Source organism: Hymenobacter sp. UV11, from assembly GCF_004684095.1.
Lineage (GTDB): Bacteria > Bacteroidota > Bacteroidia > Cytophagales > Hymenobacteraceae > Hymenobacter.
This window is the reverse complement of record NZ_SRII01000010.1, coordinates 29,878-46,133: the sequence shown is the minus strand read 5'-3', so window position 1 is coordinate 46,133 and position 16,256 is coordinate 29,878. Positions and strand designations below refer to the sequence as shown.

At 63.5% G+C, this 16,256-nt stretch carries 10 protein-coding genes; 6 read left to right on the top strand and 4 right to left on the bottom strand.

Annotated elements, in window-relative coordinates; all coding sequences use genetic code 11:
• Positions 1-4: 4 nt before the first annotated feature.
• Positions 5-3,679, top strand: coding sequence for a gliding motility-associated C-terminal domain-containing protein (locus E4631_RS18585; protein WP_133659388.1), 3,675 nt, complete (start codon positions 5-7; stop codon positions 3,677-3,679).
• Between the two features lie 278 nt (positions 3,680-3,957).
• Here E4631_RS18585 and E4631_RS18580 read toward each other — a convergent pair whose 3' ends face one another.
• Complete coding sequence (locus E4631_RS18580) at positions 3,958-5,160, bottom strand: sodium:proton antiporter (protein ID WP_133659387.1); 1,203 nt, start codon at positions 5,158-5,160, stop codon at positions 3,958-3,960.
• 121 nt (positions 5,161-5,281) lie between these two features.
• Between E4631_RS18580 and E4631_RS18575 the strand changes: the two genes are divergently transcribed.
• Positions 5,282-6,523, top strand: a complete 1,242-nt coding sequence (locus tag E4631_RS18575; protein ID WP_133659386.1) for a TIGR03862 family flavoprotein — start codon at positions 5,282-5,284, stop codon at positions 6,521-6,523.
• 80 nt (positions 6,524-6,603) lie between these two features.
• On the opposite strand, the gene E4631_RS18570 is transcribed toward E4631_RS18575, so the two are convergent.
• The gene (locus E4631_RS18570) at positions 6,604-6,855 is read right to left on the bottom strand and encodes a hypothetical protein (protein ID WP_133659385.1); all 252 of its coding nucleotides are present in this window, start codon (positions 6,853-6,855) and stop codon (positions 6,604-6,606) included.
• Positions 6,856-7,069: 214 nt separating this feature from the next.
• Between E4631_RS18570 and E4631_RS18565 the strand changes: the two genes are divergently transcribed.
• Together E4631_RS18565 and E4631_RS18560 are read left to right on the top strand one after the other, a co-directional pair.
• On the top strand, positions 7,070-8,539 hold the full coding sequence (locus tag E4631_RS18565; protein WP_135318622.1) for a DNA integrity scanning protein DisA nucleotide-binding domain protein: 1,470 nt from the start codon (positions 7,070-7,072) through the stop codon (positions 8,537-8,539).
• Between the two features lie 139 nt (positions 8,540-8,678).
• The gene (locus E4631_RS18560; RefSeq protein WP_133659383.1) at positions 8,679-9,524 is read left to right on the top strand and encodes an N-acetylglucosamine kinase; all 846 of its coding nucleotides are present in this window, start codon (positions 8,679-8,681) and stop codon (positions 9,522-9,524) included.
• Positions 9,525-9,700: 176 nt separating this feature from the next.
• Here the strand turns inward: E4631_RS18560 and E4631_RS18555 are convergent, their stop codons facing one another.
• Positions 9,701-10,894, bottom strand: a complete 1,194-nt coding sequence (locus tag E4631_RS18555; protein ID WP_133659382.1) for an acyltransferase — start codon at positions 10,892-10,894, stop codon at positions 9,701-9,703.
• Between the two features lie 329 nt (positions 10,895-11,223).
• Positions 11,224-14,112 (bottom strand): alpha-amylase family glycosyl hydrolase, encoded by a 2,889-nt coding sequence (locus E4631_RS18550; RefSeq protein WP_133659381.1) that lies wholly within the window; start codon positions 14,110-14,112, stop codon positions 11,224-11,226.
• A gap of 255 nt (positions 14,113-14,367) precedes the next feature.
• Here E4631_RS18550 and E4631_RS18545 point away from each other — a divergent pair, with 255 nt between their 5' ends.
• Both E4631_RS18545 and E4631_RS18540 read left to right on the top strand, forming a co-directional pair.
• Positions 14,368-15,570 carry a Smr/MutS family protein gene (locus tag E4631_RS18545; protein ID WP_133659380.1) on the top strand — a complete coding sequence of 401 codons (1,203 nt, stop codon included), beginning with the start codon at positions 14,368-14,370 and terminating at the stop codon, positions 15,568-15,570.
• A gap of 237 nt (positions 15,571-15,807) precedes the next feature.
• Complete coding sequence (locus E4631_RS18540; protein ID WP_133659379.1) at positions 15,808-16,251, top strand: hypothetical protein; 444 nt, start codon at positions 15,808-15,810, stop codon at positions 16,249-16,251.
• Positions 16,252-16,256: the final 5 nt, after the last annotated feature.

The following is a 16,256-nucleotide window of genomic DNA, read 5'->3' as shown; positions in this document are numbered from 1 at the left end:
TGCTATGATTTCAAACTTACTAAGCCGCCTGGGGCTACTGCCGGGCCTATTGTTGCTGGGGTTGCTGCTGGGGGTAGTGCGCCCGGCCGGGGCGACGCACCTGCTGGGCGGCGAGATGACCTACCGCTACCTCGACGCCACTGGCCCGGTGGGGGCTCCCCTGCGCTATGAGCTAACCGTGATGGTTTACAATAACTGCGGCAGTTCTGGTATTACTGCGCCGCGCCCCTCGGCCAGCGTGGGTATATACGAACAGGCCACCGGGAAGCGGCTGGTGCTGACGACTATTAACTACTCTTACACCACAACGTTTACGAACCAGACGGGGATGATGAGCATTCCGCAAACGTCGCTCACGGCCTGCATCTCGCCCACTATTCCGCCCGGCTGCACCATATCGGGCGTGTCGCAGCCCTACCAGCTCCAGAAATTTGTGGGGGTTGTCAACCTGCCCATGACGACCACCGGCTACTACGCCCTGTTTACGGACGGCGCCCGCAATGTTGACATCACCAACCTCTACGACCCCGGCAACCAGGCCCTGACGCTGTATACCGCGCTAACCCCTCCGCAGCTGCCCAATCACTCACCCGTGTTTTCGGATGAAGCCGTGGCCATCGTGTGCGCCAACGACACCACCTACCTGCTTAATAATGCCGTGGACGCCGACGGCGACCGACTGGTGTACTCGTTTGGGCAGCCTTATGCCATGACGTCGTCGCTACCTGTTACCAGCTTTAGCCCGCTCCCATCCTTGGCGCAGTACACCTCCGGGGCCGGCTACGCGCCTGCTACGCCGTTTGGTACGGGTGCGGGCAATTTTGCGCTGCTCAACCCCTCAACGGGCCTGGCCAAGTACGGCGCGGCTACTGTGGGCCGCAAATACGTGGTGGCCGTGGATGTGAAGGAGTACCGCACGATTAACGGCCAGGAAGTACTCATTGGCACTACCCGGCGCGACCTGCAGCTGGTAGTGGCTTCCTGCCCACCTACCAAAACCCCGGTGCTGCCGCCTATCACCACGATGCCGCGCACCTACACGATGGAAGCCGGCAGCACGCTGACCATTCCAATAACGGCCACCCAGTCCGATGGGCACCCCTTGACGATGACGCTGAACAGCGTGCTGCTCGATGGGCCTGGCGGCTATAATGCCATGCTCAACAGCGACCCCGGCACCGTGGCTCCGGGCAACCCCACGGGCGTGGCAACGGTGCGCGGCCCCAGTGGCACCGTCACGGGCACGCTGGTGTTTGTGGCGGGCTGCGGCTATGCCCGCCCCAAGTCCTTCGACGTGGCCCTTACGGTGAAAGATACCGGCTGCGCCGGCAAAACGGTGGCCGATGTGCTGCACATTACCGTAACCCAGCCCCCAGGCCCCCAGGCCATCAGCGGCAACCTGCAAGTATGCAGCCTCGATATGCCCTACAGCTACTCGGCCACCGGGGGCACCGCGCCCAAAATCAGTTGGCGCGTGGTAGGAGGCACTTTTGTGGGAAGTAATACTACCAACCCAGTGCAGGTGAAGTGGACGACGGCCGGCACCGGCACCCTCGTAGCCCGCGGCCTGACCCAGTACGGCTGCCCCACCGACTCGGTAACGCAGCGCGTGCTGATAGCTCCCGTGCCATCGCTGGTGGTAACGGGCAAGCTCACCACCTGCCAGGGTACCAGCACCACCCTAACGGTGACGGGCGGCACGGCCCCCTATACCCTCACGGGTGGCCCTACCCCCCTGACCGGGGCCGGCCCGTTTGTGCTGAGCCCGAACCAGACGACCACCTACACCTTCGCGGGCATGCCCAATGCGGCCGGCTGTAGCAGCACCGCCCAGGCTACCATCACCGTAAACCCGTTGCCACAGGCCTTGGCCGGGGCGGCGGCAACGCTGTGCGCGGGCGGCACGGCCCAGCTGGGCGCCGCCCCGGTGGCCGGCCTCACCTATAGCTGGAGCCCGGCCACCGGCCTGAGCAGCGCTACCGCAGCTAACCCCACCGTCTCGCTACCCAACACCACCAGCGCGCCTATTACTCAGATTTATACCCTGACCACGACCAGCGCGACCGGCTGCGCGGCCACCGCTACGGTGGCTGTTACGGTGAACCCGTTGCCACCGGCCCTGGCCGGAGCGGCAGCAACGCTGTGCACGGGCGGCACGGCCCAGCTGGGCGCTGCCCCGGTGGCCGGCCTCACCTACAGCTGGAGCCCGGCCACCGGCCTGAGCAGCGCTACCGCAGCTAACCCTACCGTCTCGCTGCCCAACACCACCAGCGCGCCTATTACTCAGATTTATACCCTGACCACGACCAGCGCGGCCGGCTGCGCGGCCACCGCTACGGTGGCCGTTCTGGTGAACCCGGCCGTGCAGCCGGGCAGCCTTGGCGCCGACCAGACGGTGTGTCCGGGCACCGCGCCGGGCGCGCTCACCAGCACGGCGGGCGCGAGCGGGGGCGCCGGCACGTATGCCTACCAGTGGGAGTCCTCGCCCGACAACGCGACCTGGGCGGCCATTGGGGGCGCTACCGGCCCCGGCTACGCGCCCGGCCCAGCAACGAGCACCATGTACTACCGGCGGCGGGTGGCATCGGGCGGATGCAGCACCGCCGTGACCAGCGCGGTGGCGGTGCGGCTACAGCCAGTGCTGACGGTGGGGGTAGCGCTAGCCACTCCGCCTACCCAGTGCGCTGGTACGGCGCTCACATTCAGCCCAGTGCCTACCAACGCCGGGGCGGCCCCTACCTACCGCTGGTTTGTCAATAATACGCTGGTCGCGACCAGCCCCACCTACACCAGCACCACCCTGGGCAACGCCGACCAGGTGCGGGTGGAGCTGACCGCGACGCCCGGAAGCTGCGTCAGCGGCCCGGCTGTGGCCACCGTGGCAGTGAGCCTGACCCCGGTGGCGCTCCCCACCGTAACCATCAGCAGGCCCAATGCCCTGCCGGTGTGCGTGGGCACGCCGGTGGTTTTTACGCTCGACCAGGCCACCAACCAGGGGGCCAGCCCGCAGTATCAGTGGCAGGTAGATGGCGTGGCCGTGGCCGGCGCCCAGGGCCCAACGTTTAGCAGCACCACGCTGCGCGATGGGCAAACCGTGACGCTGGCCCTGCGCGCGCCCACGGTCTGCGGACCGGTTACGGTGGTTTCAAATGGGGTGCGCGCACTCATCAGCCCGGCCGTGGATGTGGAGGCCGGGCCGGATAAGGTCATCACCGAGGGCGACCAGGTGGTGCTCGAAGGCCAGGCCAACGGCAGCTACCCGGTGGTATGGACGCCGGCCCAGAGCCTGACCATTGGGACGGCAAACCCCCTGCGGCCCGTGGCCGCCCCCACGGTAACGACCACTTACACGCTATCGGCGGGGGTAGGCAACTGCGCCGACCGCAGCTCGGTTACGGTGACGGTGCTGCCGCGCCTGCGCATTCCCAACGCGTTCAGCCCCAACGGCGATGGCCGCGACGACACCTGGCAGATTGACCACATCAACGACTACTCGACCAATCGGGTGCTGGTCTTTAACCGCTGGGGCAACAAGATATTCGAGGCCTCCGGCTACCACTCCGGCGGCGAATGGAATGGCACCATCGGCGGGCAGCCGGTGCCGGTTGGCACCTATTACTACGTCATTACCCTGAGCAGCGGCAAGTCTTACAGCGGCGCACTAACGGTGGTGTATTGAGGGCTTGCCTGTTGGCTGAATGACAGAACAGCTGCGGTTAAAGCAGATTCCAAGTCCGTGTGCAGATTGGCTGGTGCAGGCCACCCGCCCCGTACATGGGCCGGGAAACTGTTCTAACGTAATGGGTGGCTGCTTCTGGCCAGTTAGTTAAAGAGTGGAAGTGAACAGTTTGCGTGTTCCATTGAAGGCAGCTACGCCTAAAACAAGAATGACGGGTTATAAATTTGACTATCAGATTTATAACCCGTCATTCTTGGTTTACAATTCTCCTACCCCCCTCAAAACTCGATGGCGGCCGTGGGGCGCTGGTGGCTGGCAATCAGGCCCACCATCATCAGCACGCTGGTGAGGAGAATGACCATAAAGAGGATATTCTCGCTCACGTCGCCGAGCAGGTGCTGGGTCGGAATGCTGTAGAAGAGCAGCACCGTGATGAGGCCTTTGGGCGCGATAAACAGCTCGGGCATGAGGTCGGTGCGGGCCACGAAGCGCAAGTAGCCGTAGCGAATGGCGGTGAGCACGCCCACTATCAGCAGCCCCTGGCCCAGCAGCTGCCAGCTGATGAGGTTGGCCAGGGTGATGGAATAGCCAAAGAGCAGGAAAAAAAACGTGCGAATGAGAAAGGCCGACTCGGCCGTGATGTTCTTGAGCTGGTGCAGGTCGGGGGCCAGGTCCTCCACCGTGAGGCCGCGCCAGCCGGTGCGCAGGCGCACCCAGCCCAGCAGCAGGTCGGCGTTGTTGACGGCCAGGCCGAAGGCCAGCACCAGCAGCAGCGACGAGAGGTGCAGCTGCTTGGCCAGGCTATAAATGAGAATAAGGAACGCGAAGAGCAGGAAAAACTTGACGTGCTCGCGCAGGCGGCCCAGCAAAAAGCTGAGCAACACGGTGCTGAGCACGGCCACCACCACAATCAGCACTACCCCCCTGGCGAAGGTGAAGAGCCCGTGGCCCTGGTAAAAGTCTTCCTGGTCGACGAAATTGAATAGCATAATGCCCAGAATGTCGGAAAACGTGCTTTCGTAGACGATAAACTCCTGCTTGTCGCCCGTGAGGTTGGCCACGCTTGGGATGGCGATGGCGCTGCTGATGACCACCAGCGGCACGGCATTGAGCAGGCAGGTTTGCCAGCTGGCGCCCAGCCACAGGTGCAGCAAGCCGCCGATGGCGGCGGCCTGGCCTACCAGCATGAGCGCCGCCGCGAAGAACGAGCGCCGGATGAGCGGCACCTTGTCGCGGCTCAGGCGCAGGTCGAGGGCGCCCTCCAACACTATCATTATCAAGCCAATAATGCCGAATATTTCGAGCAGTGTTTTGGGAATGTGGAAGTTTACCCCCTGGTACTCGGCCCATTGCCGCAGGCCAATGCCCGTGAGCAGCAGCAGCAGCACCGACGGCACCCGCGTAGCCCGCGAGGCCAGGTTGAAAAGGTAGGAGAGAATTACGGCCAGGCTCAGGCCAATCAGGATACTATAAGAACTCATGCGGCGTACACGTACGGGCGGCGGCGGTGGGCTGTTACCAAGCCGGGGCGCGAACTTTGCAGCGCGCTACTCCGCGCCCGGCGCGCGGCGCGCATCGTATCGCCTTATTACGTCTCCCTTCATGTTTCCTACTGCTGCTCCTACCACCGGCCCTACCCCCCCGCTGGTGGCCGTAGTGGGCGGTGGCCCGGCGGGCTTGCTGGCCGCCCAGCGCCTGGCCGAGGCCGGCTTTCGGGTGCGGGTTTTTGAGCAAAAAGCCACTGTGGGGCGCAAGTTTTTGGTAGCCGGCCACGGCGGCTTCAACCTGACCAATGGCGAGGGGGTAGGGCCAATGGCGGCGCACTATGGCGCGCAGGCGGCTTTTTTCGGCAAGCTGCTAGCCCATTTTTCGCCCACCGATTTGCGGTCCTGGGCGGCCGACCTGGGCATTGCCACCTTCGTGGGCAGCAGCGGGCGCGTGTTTCCCGAAAGCCAGCACAAGCCCGCCGACCTGCTGCGCGCCTGGCTGCGCCGGCTGCGCGAGCTGGGCGTTGAAGTCCACACCCGCCACCGCTGGCTGGGCTTTGCGGGCGCAAGCGGCCTGCGCTTTTTGGCGGAGACGACCGGCGAGAACTTTACCCTTACGCCCGCCGCCACCGTGCTGGCGCTGGGCGGCGCAAGCTGGCCCCAAACCGGCTCCGATGGCCACTGGACGCAGTTTTTACAGGAAATAGGCGTGCCGTGCCAGCCCTGGCAGCCCGCCAACTGCGGGGCTGAGGTGGCGTGGTCGGCGTTTTTTAAGGAGAAAGTGGGCCGCGCCCCGCTCAAAAATATTGCCTTGAGCTGCGGCGGCCACACCGTGCGCGGCGAGATTCTGCTCACCGACTACGGCCTGGAGGGCACGCCGGTGTACGCCCTCACGCCGCAGGTGCGGGCGGCGCTGGCGGCGGGCAGCCCTGCCCAGCTGCACCTGAACCTGAAGCCCGACCTGCCGCCGGCCGAGGTGGCGCGGCGGCTAGCGCAGCGCCGGGCTGGCACTTCGCTGCCCGCTTTTTTGGGCAGCATGTTCAGCCTGCGGCCGCCGGTGCCCACGCTGCTACGCGAGCTGGCGGGCCCTACCCCCTCCGATTTGGCCGAAGCTATTACGGCGCTGCCAATTACGGTGGTAGGCCTGCGGCCGCTAGCCGAGGCCATTTCATCGGCGGGCGGGGTGCCGTTTGCCGAAGTCGATGAGTACCTAATGCTGCACCGCCGCCCCGGCACTTTCGTGGCCGGCGAAATGCTCGATTGGGAGGCGCCCACCGGCGGCTACCTGTTGCAAGGCTGCTTCAGCACCGGCGCCTGGGTGGCAGCGGGCGTGGCGCGTTGGCAGCAAGGAGCTTGACTAGTGGCTTGGGGCTGTAAGCCAGAACCCACCTTTGTGCGCGCCCTACCCCACCTACCTGAACCAAGCGACGCCGCGGGCTAGCGCTCTACTTTCTTCCCCTCCGATTCTTTTAGAATCTGGCGGGCTTCGCGCAGCAGCTGGCGGCCGGGGTCAAGCTCGTCGCGGGCGATGAGGGCGAACAGCAGCAGAAACGATACAATGGGCAGCAGCCAGCCCAAGGCAAACCACAGCCAGAACGAGCGCCCGCGCGAGGCGGCGCAGTAGCCGGTCATGATGGGAATAAAGGACAGCGCGACCACCATCACCAGGAGCATGTCGACGAAGAGCATAGGCAGGCAGGAAGAAAGTGAGGGGCTGGTGAACCGCACCGGGCGGTTGCCCGAAGATACGTCTTTTACGAGTAAAAAGTGCGGCTTCGGGGGCCGCGCATTACTATTTGCCCAAATTTTACGTATGCGCAAAAAGCCAGTGCTGCCCCGCCTTCGCGGGCGGCCCTTCCGGCCCTGGCGGCCATCGCCCCATCGCCCCCACCCGACTACCCCTATGTGGGAACACCAAAGCTTGTTTCGCGTTTCGGCTCAGCTGTTTGCCGAAGGAATTTTTAATTTGCTCGACCGCAACCTGCGGCCGGAGGTTTTTCTGCTGGGCCTGGCTTCGGGCCGCGAGGAAGACGACCCCGAGAGCGTAGTGGTGGAGCCCACCAGCCTGCGCTACGGCCCGGCCGATTTTGGGGGCATCAAAACGCTGGCCAGCTCGTTTGAGGCGGCCGACCTGAGCCCGCGCGACAACGTGTACCACCTGCACCCGCAGGACCACGACCGCATGGAAAAGCAGCACTGGTACGAGCTGGTGTGCAAGGCCACCGACCAAACCCTGAAGGAGCTGGTGGAGTGCCGCACCGAGAACCGGCGCTGTTTCTGCTCTATCCCGCTCAGCCTCAATGGCTACCTGGTGGTGGTGGTGTTGCAGCTGGCGGCCGACACCTATAATTCCTACTATACCCTACCCGGCAAGCCGGGGCCCAACCGGCCCAGCTCGCTGCCCCACGCGGCGGTGCTGGAGTTTTTGCACGAGTGCACCCGCGCCCTGCGCGAGGCCGACACCGCCGACAACGAGCAGCCGGTGCTGGACCGCGACTACAACGAGGTGCTGCGCGGGGCGGGCCGCCGCCTCATGCTGCGCATCTCGCCCGGCAATGCCCACGGCCTGTATGATGCCTGCCTGGGCGTGGCCGCCCTGCGCCACGAGGGCGACGAGGGCCGCGGCACTATGCTGCTGGGCCGCCGCCAGCACGCGGCCATCACGCCGGTACTGACCCTGGAAACGCCGGTGCCGCTGCGCGACCACCGCTCCATCCGGAAGCTGCTGGAGCTGACGGAGGGCTCGACGGGCCTGGTGTCGGACGCGGCGCACGTGTTTGGGCTGGGCCACGCCGTGGCCGAAACCGACGCCCGCTACGAGCCCCTGGCCACCGTGCATTTCACTAATCACTACGGCTGGGAGCTGCGCCACGCCGGCCACACCCTCATGCGGGTGGTGAGCAACACGCCGCGCCTGCCCCAGGGCAAGGTGCAGGCCGACAACTTCGACCGCGTGATTCGGCAGGTATTTCCGGCCGTGGACGACGTGCGCGTGGACTACCTCTGGGAGCTGGCCCTGGAGGCCTCCAACCAGAGCCACGGCACCATGCTCTGCATCACGGCCGGGGCCAAGCCCGAGGCCGAGCGCCTGCGCCGCCAGTGCTTTCGGGTGGTGCCGCGGCCCATGACGGCCCCAGTGCTGCGCCAAGCCAGCAGCATCGACGGCGCGGTGCTCATCGAGCCCGACGGGGTGTGCCACGCCATCGGGGTAATACTGGACGGGCAGGCCACGGAAAAGGGCGACAGCAGCCGTGGGGCGCGCTACAACTCGGCCGTGCGCTACGTCAGCTCCTCGCCCTACCCCTGCCTGGCCATTGTGGTGAGCGAAGACGGCTGGATTGACCTGCTGCCTTCGGTAATCGGCACTAAGTAACGCGTAATAGCTGGTGCAGCGCGGGCGCAAAGTGTGGCAAGCTGGTCTACTTGCTGCTATTTATAAGCTAAAAAGACGAACTAGCCTTTTCTTTACGGGTGAATTTACTACCACCTACTTCCCAATTACCTGATTGCCCATGATTCTTATTGCCGACGGTGGCTCGACCAAAACCAATTGGTGCCAGCTTTCTGATACGGGCCAGCGCGTGTATTTCAACACGGAAGGCTATAATCCTGATTTTGTAGATACGGCCACCATCGTGGCTTCGCTCGACAAAAACCTGCCCGATACGCTGCCCCGCACCGAAGTCCGCGAAATTTATTTTTACGGCGCGGGTGTGTCGAGCCCGGCCAAGGCCGAGGTGATTGCCGCCGCCATGCGCCAGGTTTTTACCGGCGCCAACAAAGTAGAGGTGACCGAAGACCTGCTGGCCGCCGCCCGCGCCCTGCTGGGCCACGAGGCGGGCTTTGCGGCCATTCTGGGCACGGGCACCAACTCGTGCATCTACGACGGCGAAAAAATCACGCACAACGTGGACTCGCTGGGGTACTTTTTGGGTGATGAGGGCAGCGGCTCGTTTCTGGGCAAGCGCCTGCTACGTGACTACCTGCGCGACCTGCTGCCCGACGGCTTGCAGGAGGCTTTGAAGGAGGAATACCAGCTCGGCACCCGCAACGACATCATCGACCAGCTCTACAACCAGCCGCTGCCCAACCGCTTCCTGGCCAGCTTCGCCAAGTTTGCCTACGACCACAACAACGTGAGCTACTGCCGCCAGATTGTGGTGGAGGCGTTCGAGGCGTTCTTCCAGAATATTGTACTGCACTACCCTGGCTACCAGAACCTCACGTTCAACTGCATTGGCTCGGTGGGCTATAACTTCCGCGATGCCCTTACGCAGGTGGCCAACGGCCACGGCATGCAGGTAGGCAAGATTATCCGCTCGCCCATCGACGACCTGGTAAGCTTCCACGAGGGGTAGGGCGGTGGCCCCAGTCGGTGTACGAAGCGGGCTGCTGTGCACAGTTAGTTAGTTGCCAGCTGCCAGTTGCACTTCAAGCCATTGATTCACAACTGACTTTGAATTGAAAAAGGACGTCATGCTTAGCACGACGTCCTTTTTTTTGCGGGTTGTTCGGCTGTGCCATAGGCCGCTCGTCAGCCAATGGGATTGCTGAGGCTTGTGGCCTTCTCCTTTTCAAGCTCAAACCGGTCGGTGTATTGCTGCGGAGGCGGCGCGGGCGTTAAGCGCAGCAGCAACTCCTGCACCACCTGCTTTAGCACTTTACTAAGCTTGCGCTCTACCAGTACGTGAATGAGGTAGGCCAGGCCCAGCATGCTGCCAACCAGCAGCAGTAGCAGCGGCCAGCGGCCCACAAAAGGCGCCAGCCGCTGATAAGCCACGTAGCCAATATTACTGTGAATGAGATACAAAGGGTAGGTCAGCGACCCCAGCAGCACGAGCCAGGGCGATGGAGCCAGCACGAAGACGCGCTGAATCATGAGCCAGAATAACAGGAAAAAGCCCGTGGTAATGCTGGCTACTACCGCGTAGGAATAAGCGTTCGGATTATGAAAAATCTGATTCAGGGCTTTCATTTCGTGATGCGCCGTGTAGAGGGCCAGCACCCAGGCCCCCAGTAGCAGGGCGTAGAGCCGGCCGGCGGGTGCCATGCGGTGCTGCAACAGGTAGAACAGCATGCCCGCCGCAAAATAGGGGCTGTACCTCGGGATAAAGAGGTAGGTTACCGGTGCGTGGCTACCGGAGCCCAGCACCAGGTAGCAGCCCAGCGTGAGCAGCAGCCAACCGGCAATAACGGGCGGGATGTTGGTCAGTAAGTTGTAGCTAATGAGCAGGGTGATAAGGAAATAAAAGGAAATTTCGTAAGTCAGTGACCAGTAGGCCGTATCCAGGTTCAGGTAGCCGAAATAATCAAACAGCATCGTCATGTTGACGGCGTATTGCTTGAAGTACACCACCAGGTAGGGTGAATAGTGGGCATCGGTGGGGGCGAGCCGGGGGCCCAGCAGCCGCACGAATACGAACGTGGCCGTGCAGGCCGCCCAAAAGGCTGGGTACAAGCGCGTAACGCGCGACAGAAAAAACTGCTTCACCGTCTTGCCATAGGCCGACAGCAGCACGACGTAGCCACTAATGAGAAAGAACAGCTCTACCCCCAGGTAGCCGTACCGCGTAACGCCATCGATGGCCGGGTAGCTGACCGGGCTGAGGTTGTCGGCCGCAAAACCGCGGTAGGTGTAGTGGTACAGCACCACCGCCAGCGCCGCCAGAAAGCGCATTAGGTCCAACTCGTATGAGCGAACGGGCTGCAGGTGAGGTTGTGGTTCCATTGCGTGTGGCCAGAAGAGATGAGCGGGCCAATATACTATCGCCTTTGCCAACTCATTGATTATGAATCAATAAAAAATGAAACATTCTATATTTATACGCCAATGAGCTTGGGAGCCAGTTTTTGCCAGGCCTTCTGGCCGGCGTGCGCCTACAAGCCGCAGGCCAGACCCAGACGGCCCGCCTGCTGGTGCAGTAGCCGCCTACCCCCCTCACCGGACCAGAACGCAAAAAAAGGGTCCCGCTGCCTGCGCAGCGGGACCCTTTTTTTGCCTAAAAAACCAGCCGGCCGGTTGCCACGGGCTTGGGCCACCGCGAGGGGGGTAGGCGGCTACTGCACCAGCAGGCGGGCCGTCTGGGTCTGGCCTGCGGCCTGCAGGCGCACCAGGTACACGCCGGGCGCCAGGCCTTGCAGCGGCAGCGCCTGGGTTTGCGGGCCGGCGGCCTGGCGGGCCGGGGCCAGCTGCCGGATGGTCTGGCCCAGCAGGTTTTGCACCGCGATGGTGGTGGTGGCCGCCGCGGGCAGCGCGTAGGTGATGGCCGTGGTGCCCGCGGCCGGGTTGGGAGCCACGCTGAGCTGGAACACGGCGGTTTGCTGCGGCGTGGTGGCCAGGGTGGTGCCGGTGGGCGCCGTGATTTTACGGCTCGTGTACACGGCGTATTGGCCGGGCTGCAAGCTCATGGTCATGGGCGTGGTGGCCACGGCCAGCTGCGTGCCGTCGAGGTAGTTATACCAGGTGCCGATGGTTGGGAAGGTGATGGCCGCCGAGTTGGCTACTACGTCGAAATTGCCAAATGACACCACGCTCAAGTCAGTGCCCGTGACGTACGTGGCCTTAACCGGCCCGCTCAGGTTTTGGGTGTAGGCGGTGGGGGCGGCAAATACCGGCTGCTTTTTCAGGGCAATGAGGGCGCGGTAGGTGTCGAAAAGGTGGCGGCGGTTGGGCTCATTGTAGTAGTTCCAGAGAATCGGCTTGGTGCCGGTGCGCCCGTTCTGGTCAATGCTGATGTCGTAGCCTACCTCGCCAAACTGCCACACCAGGCGCGGGCCGGGCTGGGTAAAGAACAGGGTAGCCGCCAGCTCATCGCGCTGGAGGCCGGTGGCCGGGTCTTTGGTGGTGTAGGCGCCGCTGCTGTTGCCGTAGGTGATGTTTTTGAATTGCATCCGCTCCTCGTCGTGGCTCTCCATGTAGGTTACCGTGTTGGGCTGGTTCCAGCCCCTACCCCCCTGGTTGCCATAGTAGCCGTAGCTCAGGTCCCAGCCGCTGCTGTAGCCCATGGCAGCCTGCGTATAGTTAGGGTTCAGGTTATCCCAGAGCATCATGCCGTAGTCGGCCAGTACCTTGCCTTCGTCCTTGGTGGGGTCCGAGTTGTAGTTGGGAAAGTGCTCCAGAATGGGGTAAGAGGCATTATCCACGCTCATTTGGTAGGCGTAGTAGTCCTTCCAGATGTCGATGCGCGTCTGGTCGTAGTCGCTGTAGTTGGCCTCCGTTTTGGGCGCCTGGCTAAAGCCACCCGCCAGGTCGAAGCGATAGCCATCCACGTGGTACTCCTGGAGCCAGAACTTGATGACGTTCTTGGAGAAAAGCCGGGTGTATGGACTCTCGTGGTTGAGGTCATTGTACACGCTGTAGGGGTGCGGGGCCGCGGTGTTAAACCACGGGTTGTCGGCCGTGGGGCCGGTAGTAACGTCGCCGTAGAGCTGCACCATCGGGCTGTTGCCACTCGAATGATTGAGCACCATATCCAGCACCACCGCAATGCCGCGGCGGTGGCACTCGTCAATAAAGGCCTTCAGCGCGTCCTGGGTGCCGTAGTATTTGTCGGGCGCGAAGTAGAAGCTCGGGTTGTAGCCCCAGCTTTCGTTGTTATCAAACTCGTTAATCGGCAGCAGCTCAATCACATTAACGCCGAGGCGCTGCATGTAGCTGAGCGTGTCGCGCAGGGTTTTGTAGTCGTGGGCGGCCACGAAGTCGCGCACCAGCAGCTCATATATCACCATGTTGGTGCGGGCCGGACGCTGGAAGTTGGTGGTCGTCCAGGTATAAGCGGCCTTGCCAGGCTGCAGCACCGAAACTATGCCCGTGGCCTTGGTGGTGGGGTAGGCGGCCACCAGGCCGGGGTAGGTGCTGGTCGGAATGTCCTTATCGCTGCCAGGGTCCAGAATTTTGGCGCAGTACGGGTCGGCCACGCGCAGCTGGCCATCTACCAGAAACTGGTAGGCGTACTCGGTGCCGGGCGTGAGGCCATCAACCTGCACCCACCAGCGGGCGCTGGCCGCGTCGGTGGCCGAGGCCGCATCACTGAGCAAGGCGGGGCTGCTGGCAGTGGTGCGCTTCATAAAGCCGGCGGCCGTGGGCTGCCAGTTGTTGAAATCGCCCACCACGTACACAAACTGCTTGCGCGGGGCCGTGAGGGTGAGAATAGCCGAGATGCCGCCGTTGATATAGGTAATGCCATCGACGTTGGCGCCGGCCGGCAACGCCGCTACCGTCACGGGGGGGTAGGACTGCACCGCCGCCTGAATGGTGGCCGTGCTGGTGCCGTTGGTGGCCGTAGCCTTGAGCGTGCCCGCCGCCGCCGCTAGGGTAATGGGGGCCGTGAGGCTCGTCACGTTGGCCTGCTGCGCTACCTGCACATCATTGAGAAACAGCGTAATGGTGGCCGCCGCGTTGGTCGTCACGGTTACGTTGGTGGCCGTGTTCTGCGGCAGGTAGTAGGGCGCCGCGCCGCCGGGGCTGGTAAAGCGCAGGTTGAAGGCATCCTGCGCCACATCCACGAAAATATCGCTGCCGGTGGTGGTGCGGCCCACCTTAGTACCAGCCGCATCCTTGAAAATCATGCCCAGCCGGTAGATGGGCGTGCCGCTCGGCACCCCGTAAAACGTGCGGGGCGTGAAGGTGATGGTGTAGAGGTTGGGGTTGGTGGCGCTGCGCGTCATCTTGGCCGCCGGGTCGGCCTGGCCGAAGGTGGGGCTCTTAACAAGGGTCCAGCCCGTGCCGGCGGCGCTGCTTGTGACTACGCCGGTCCAGATGTAGACATCGTCCGCAAAGTTGTTGAGGGCCGCGTTGCCCTGGGTGGCATCGTAGGTGAGGGTCACGGGCGTATCGGCCGTGAAGGAGGCCGGGCTGGCCGTGACCTGCGCCTGGGCCGCCGAGGCCCAGCCCAGTGCCACTAGCAAGGCCAGCAGCCACTGCCCGTGGAGTTGAGGTTTTTTCATATAATGGGTGGGAAAAGCTGCAAAAACGAGCGTTGAGTTTCGTTTTTTGCGGGTGTTTAGCTAAGATAGTGCTGCTACAGACGCATTTTGGGTAAGATTCCTGGATTTTTTTGGATAGCTACCACAAACGTTTGCGCTCACCAATGGCCTGTTTTCACGCTGTTTCGGCGCTTCCTCAACGCCCGTATTAACCGCCACCACGACCTTTCCCGGCTGCAACGCGTACTTTGTACGATTCGCTAAAAGCTGTAGATTATGAACGTAGGAGATAGAGTACGCCTGCTCACGGGCACTGAAGAAGGAATTATCACCCGCGTGCTCGACAGCGAGCTCGTGGAAGTGGCCATCGACAACGACTTCACCATTCCGGTGCTGCTGCGCGAGCTCGTGCCCGTAGCCGCCGAAGAGGGCCAGGCTTTCCGCCGCGCCGCCCCCGAGATTGCCCGCCCCACCACCGGCAGCAAAAAGAACAAGCCCCAGGGCGGCCAGCCCAAGGCCCAGCGCCCCGGCGCGCCCGCCCCGGCGGCCCCTACCCCCCCGGGCGCGCCCCAGGCCAGCGGCCCCAGCGCCGCCATGCCGCCGCGCCCGGCCGCCGCTACCCCCCCGCCGCCCGCCGCCAAAGGCCTGTACCTGGCGCTGGTGCACCAGGCCCCCGAGCTGCTGGCCCTGCACCTGCTCAACAATACCGAGGCCGAGGTCGTCTTCACCTACGGCGAGGAGCGCGCGGGCAAGTACCGCGCCCTGGCCACCGGCCAGCTCAAGGCCAAGGCCGCCAGCGCCCCACTGGCCCACCTGCACCTCAAGGACTTCGAGCAGTGGCCAGCTGTGGTGTTTCAGCTGCTGAATTTTAAGCTGAACAGCGACTCGGCCTACGACTTGCTCACCAAGCGCCAGTCGTTCAAGGCCACCACGTTTTACACCAGCCGCCGGCCCGCGCCGGTTATTGGCAAGGAGGCGTATCTGTTTCAGCTCGATGAGCGCCCCGCCCCGGCCCTCAACCCCGAGAAGCTGGCCCAGGCCGAAGCCGCCCTCGAAGCCGCCGCTACCCCCCCGCCCGTGCTCAATAGCCAGCAGGCCACCAAGCTGCAGCAGGCGCTGGGCGGCGACAAGCCTGCCCCCACGCCGGCCGTGCTGGCCCCTACCCCCCCCAAGCCGGCCGCGGCCCTGGTGGCCCCGCCCCACGAGTTCGACCTGCACATCGAAGCCCTGCGCCCCGAAGGCACCGCCGACCTCAGCAATACGGCCCTGCTGCGCCTCCAGCTCGATGCGTTTGAGGATGCGCTGAGCCGCGCCCTGGCCACTAATATGCACGAAATCATCTTCATCCACGGCGCCGGCAACGGTGTGCTGCGCAAGGAGATTCACCGCCAGCTGAGCCGCAACAAGGACATTAAATTCTTCGAAGAAGCCCAGAAAGAGAAGTTTGGCTACGGCGCCACGCTGGTACGGCTGAAGTAGCGGCTTTTGCATCTCGCAAGTCGTTTTTTGGGATAGCTGTCTGCCTGCGCACGCGTAGGCAGACAGCCGGGGGGTAGGGCCAACGCGGCTACGAAGTGGCCACCCGATTTTTGGGTTACCGCACCGCTGACCAGTTAGTTAGCAGGCTGCCGTGGCGCGGCGGCGCGCTACCACATCGGGCGGAAATATTTTGCGTATAAAAACAGTACATACGCTTCCTACCCCCCCACCCAACTCATGTTTACCTTCCCCTATTTGCTGGCGGCCTTTGTGGCTGCCACGGCGGCCACGCCGCCCGATACGCCCCTGCGGCCCGGCGTTTATTTTAGCAGCACGGAAGTGCTGCGCAACGCCCCCGCCCACCCGGGCCGCGTCGAACATTTGCGGCCGGCCAGCGGCCACCTGGTGGTAGTGGCGGCGGGCACTTACACCGTGCATCAGGTGCCGGTGGCCCACGTATGGGGCTATGCCAACGCGGAGCACCAGGTGTTTCGGCTGGTCAACCACCAGGCCTACCTGGTAACGTACCAGGATAGCGTGGTGCTGTACAGCCGCCCGCGCACGGTGCAGTATGGCCGCAACGCCACCACCTTCACCGAACATTTCTTTAGTATCGGCCTCGACGGCGACTTGCACCCGCTTAGCCGGCGGCAGCTTCGCAAGCAGCTGACCGCTAACTAGCGGCC

What these genes read in the sequence shown, in the direction of transcription:
- E4631_RS18585 (WP_133659388.1), top strand. Translation starts at nt 5, where the DNA reads ATGATTTCAAACTTACTAAGCCGCCTGGGGCTACTGCCGGGCCTATTG.
- E4631_RS18540 (WP_133659379.1), top strand. Translation starts at nt 15,808, where the DNA reads ATGTTTACCTTCCCCTATTTGCTGGCGGCCTTTGTGGCTGCCACGGCG.
- E4631_RS18565 (WP_135318622.1), top strand. Translation starts at nt 7,070, where the DNA reads ATGTGGGAACACCAAAGCTTGTTTCGCGTTTCGGCTCAGCTGTTTGCC.
- E4631_RS18560 (WP_133659383.1), top strand. Translation starts at nt 8,679, where the DNA reads ATGATTCTTATTGCCGACGGTGGCTCGACCAAAACCAATTGGTGCCAG.
- E4631_RS18575 (WP_133659386.1), top strand. Translation starts at nt 5,282, where the DNA reads ATGTTTCCTACTGCTGCTCCTACCACCGGCCCTACCCCCCCGCTGGTG.
- E4631_RS18555 (WP_133659382.1), bottom strand. Translation starts at nt 10,894, where the DNA reads ATGGAACCACAACCTCACCTGCAGCCCGTTCGCTCATACGAGTTGGAC.
- E4631_RS18570 (WP_133659385.1), bottom strand. Translation starts at nt 6,855, where the DNA reads ATGCTCTTCGTCGACATGCTCCTGGTGATGGTGGTCGCGCTGTCCTTT.
- E4631_RS18580 (WP_133659387.1), bottom strand. Translation starts at nt 5,160, where the DNA reads ATGAGTTCTTATAGTATCCTGATTGGCCTGAGCCTGGCCGTAATTCTC.
- E4631_RS18545 (WP_133659380.1), top strand. Translation starts at nt 14,368, where the DNA reads ATGAACGTAGGAGATAGAGTACGCCTGCTCACGGGCACTGAAGAAGGA.
- E4631_RS18550 (WP_133659381.1), bottom strand. Translation starts at nt 14,112, where the DNA reads ATGAAAAAACCTCAACTCCACGGGCAGTGGCTGCTGGCCTTGCTAGTG.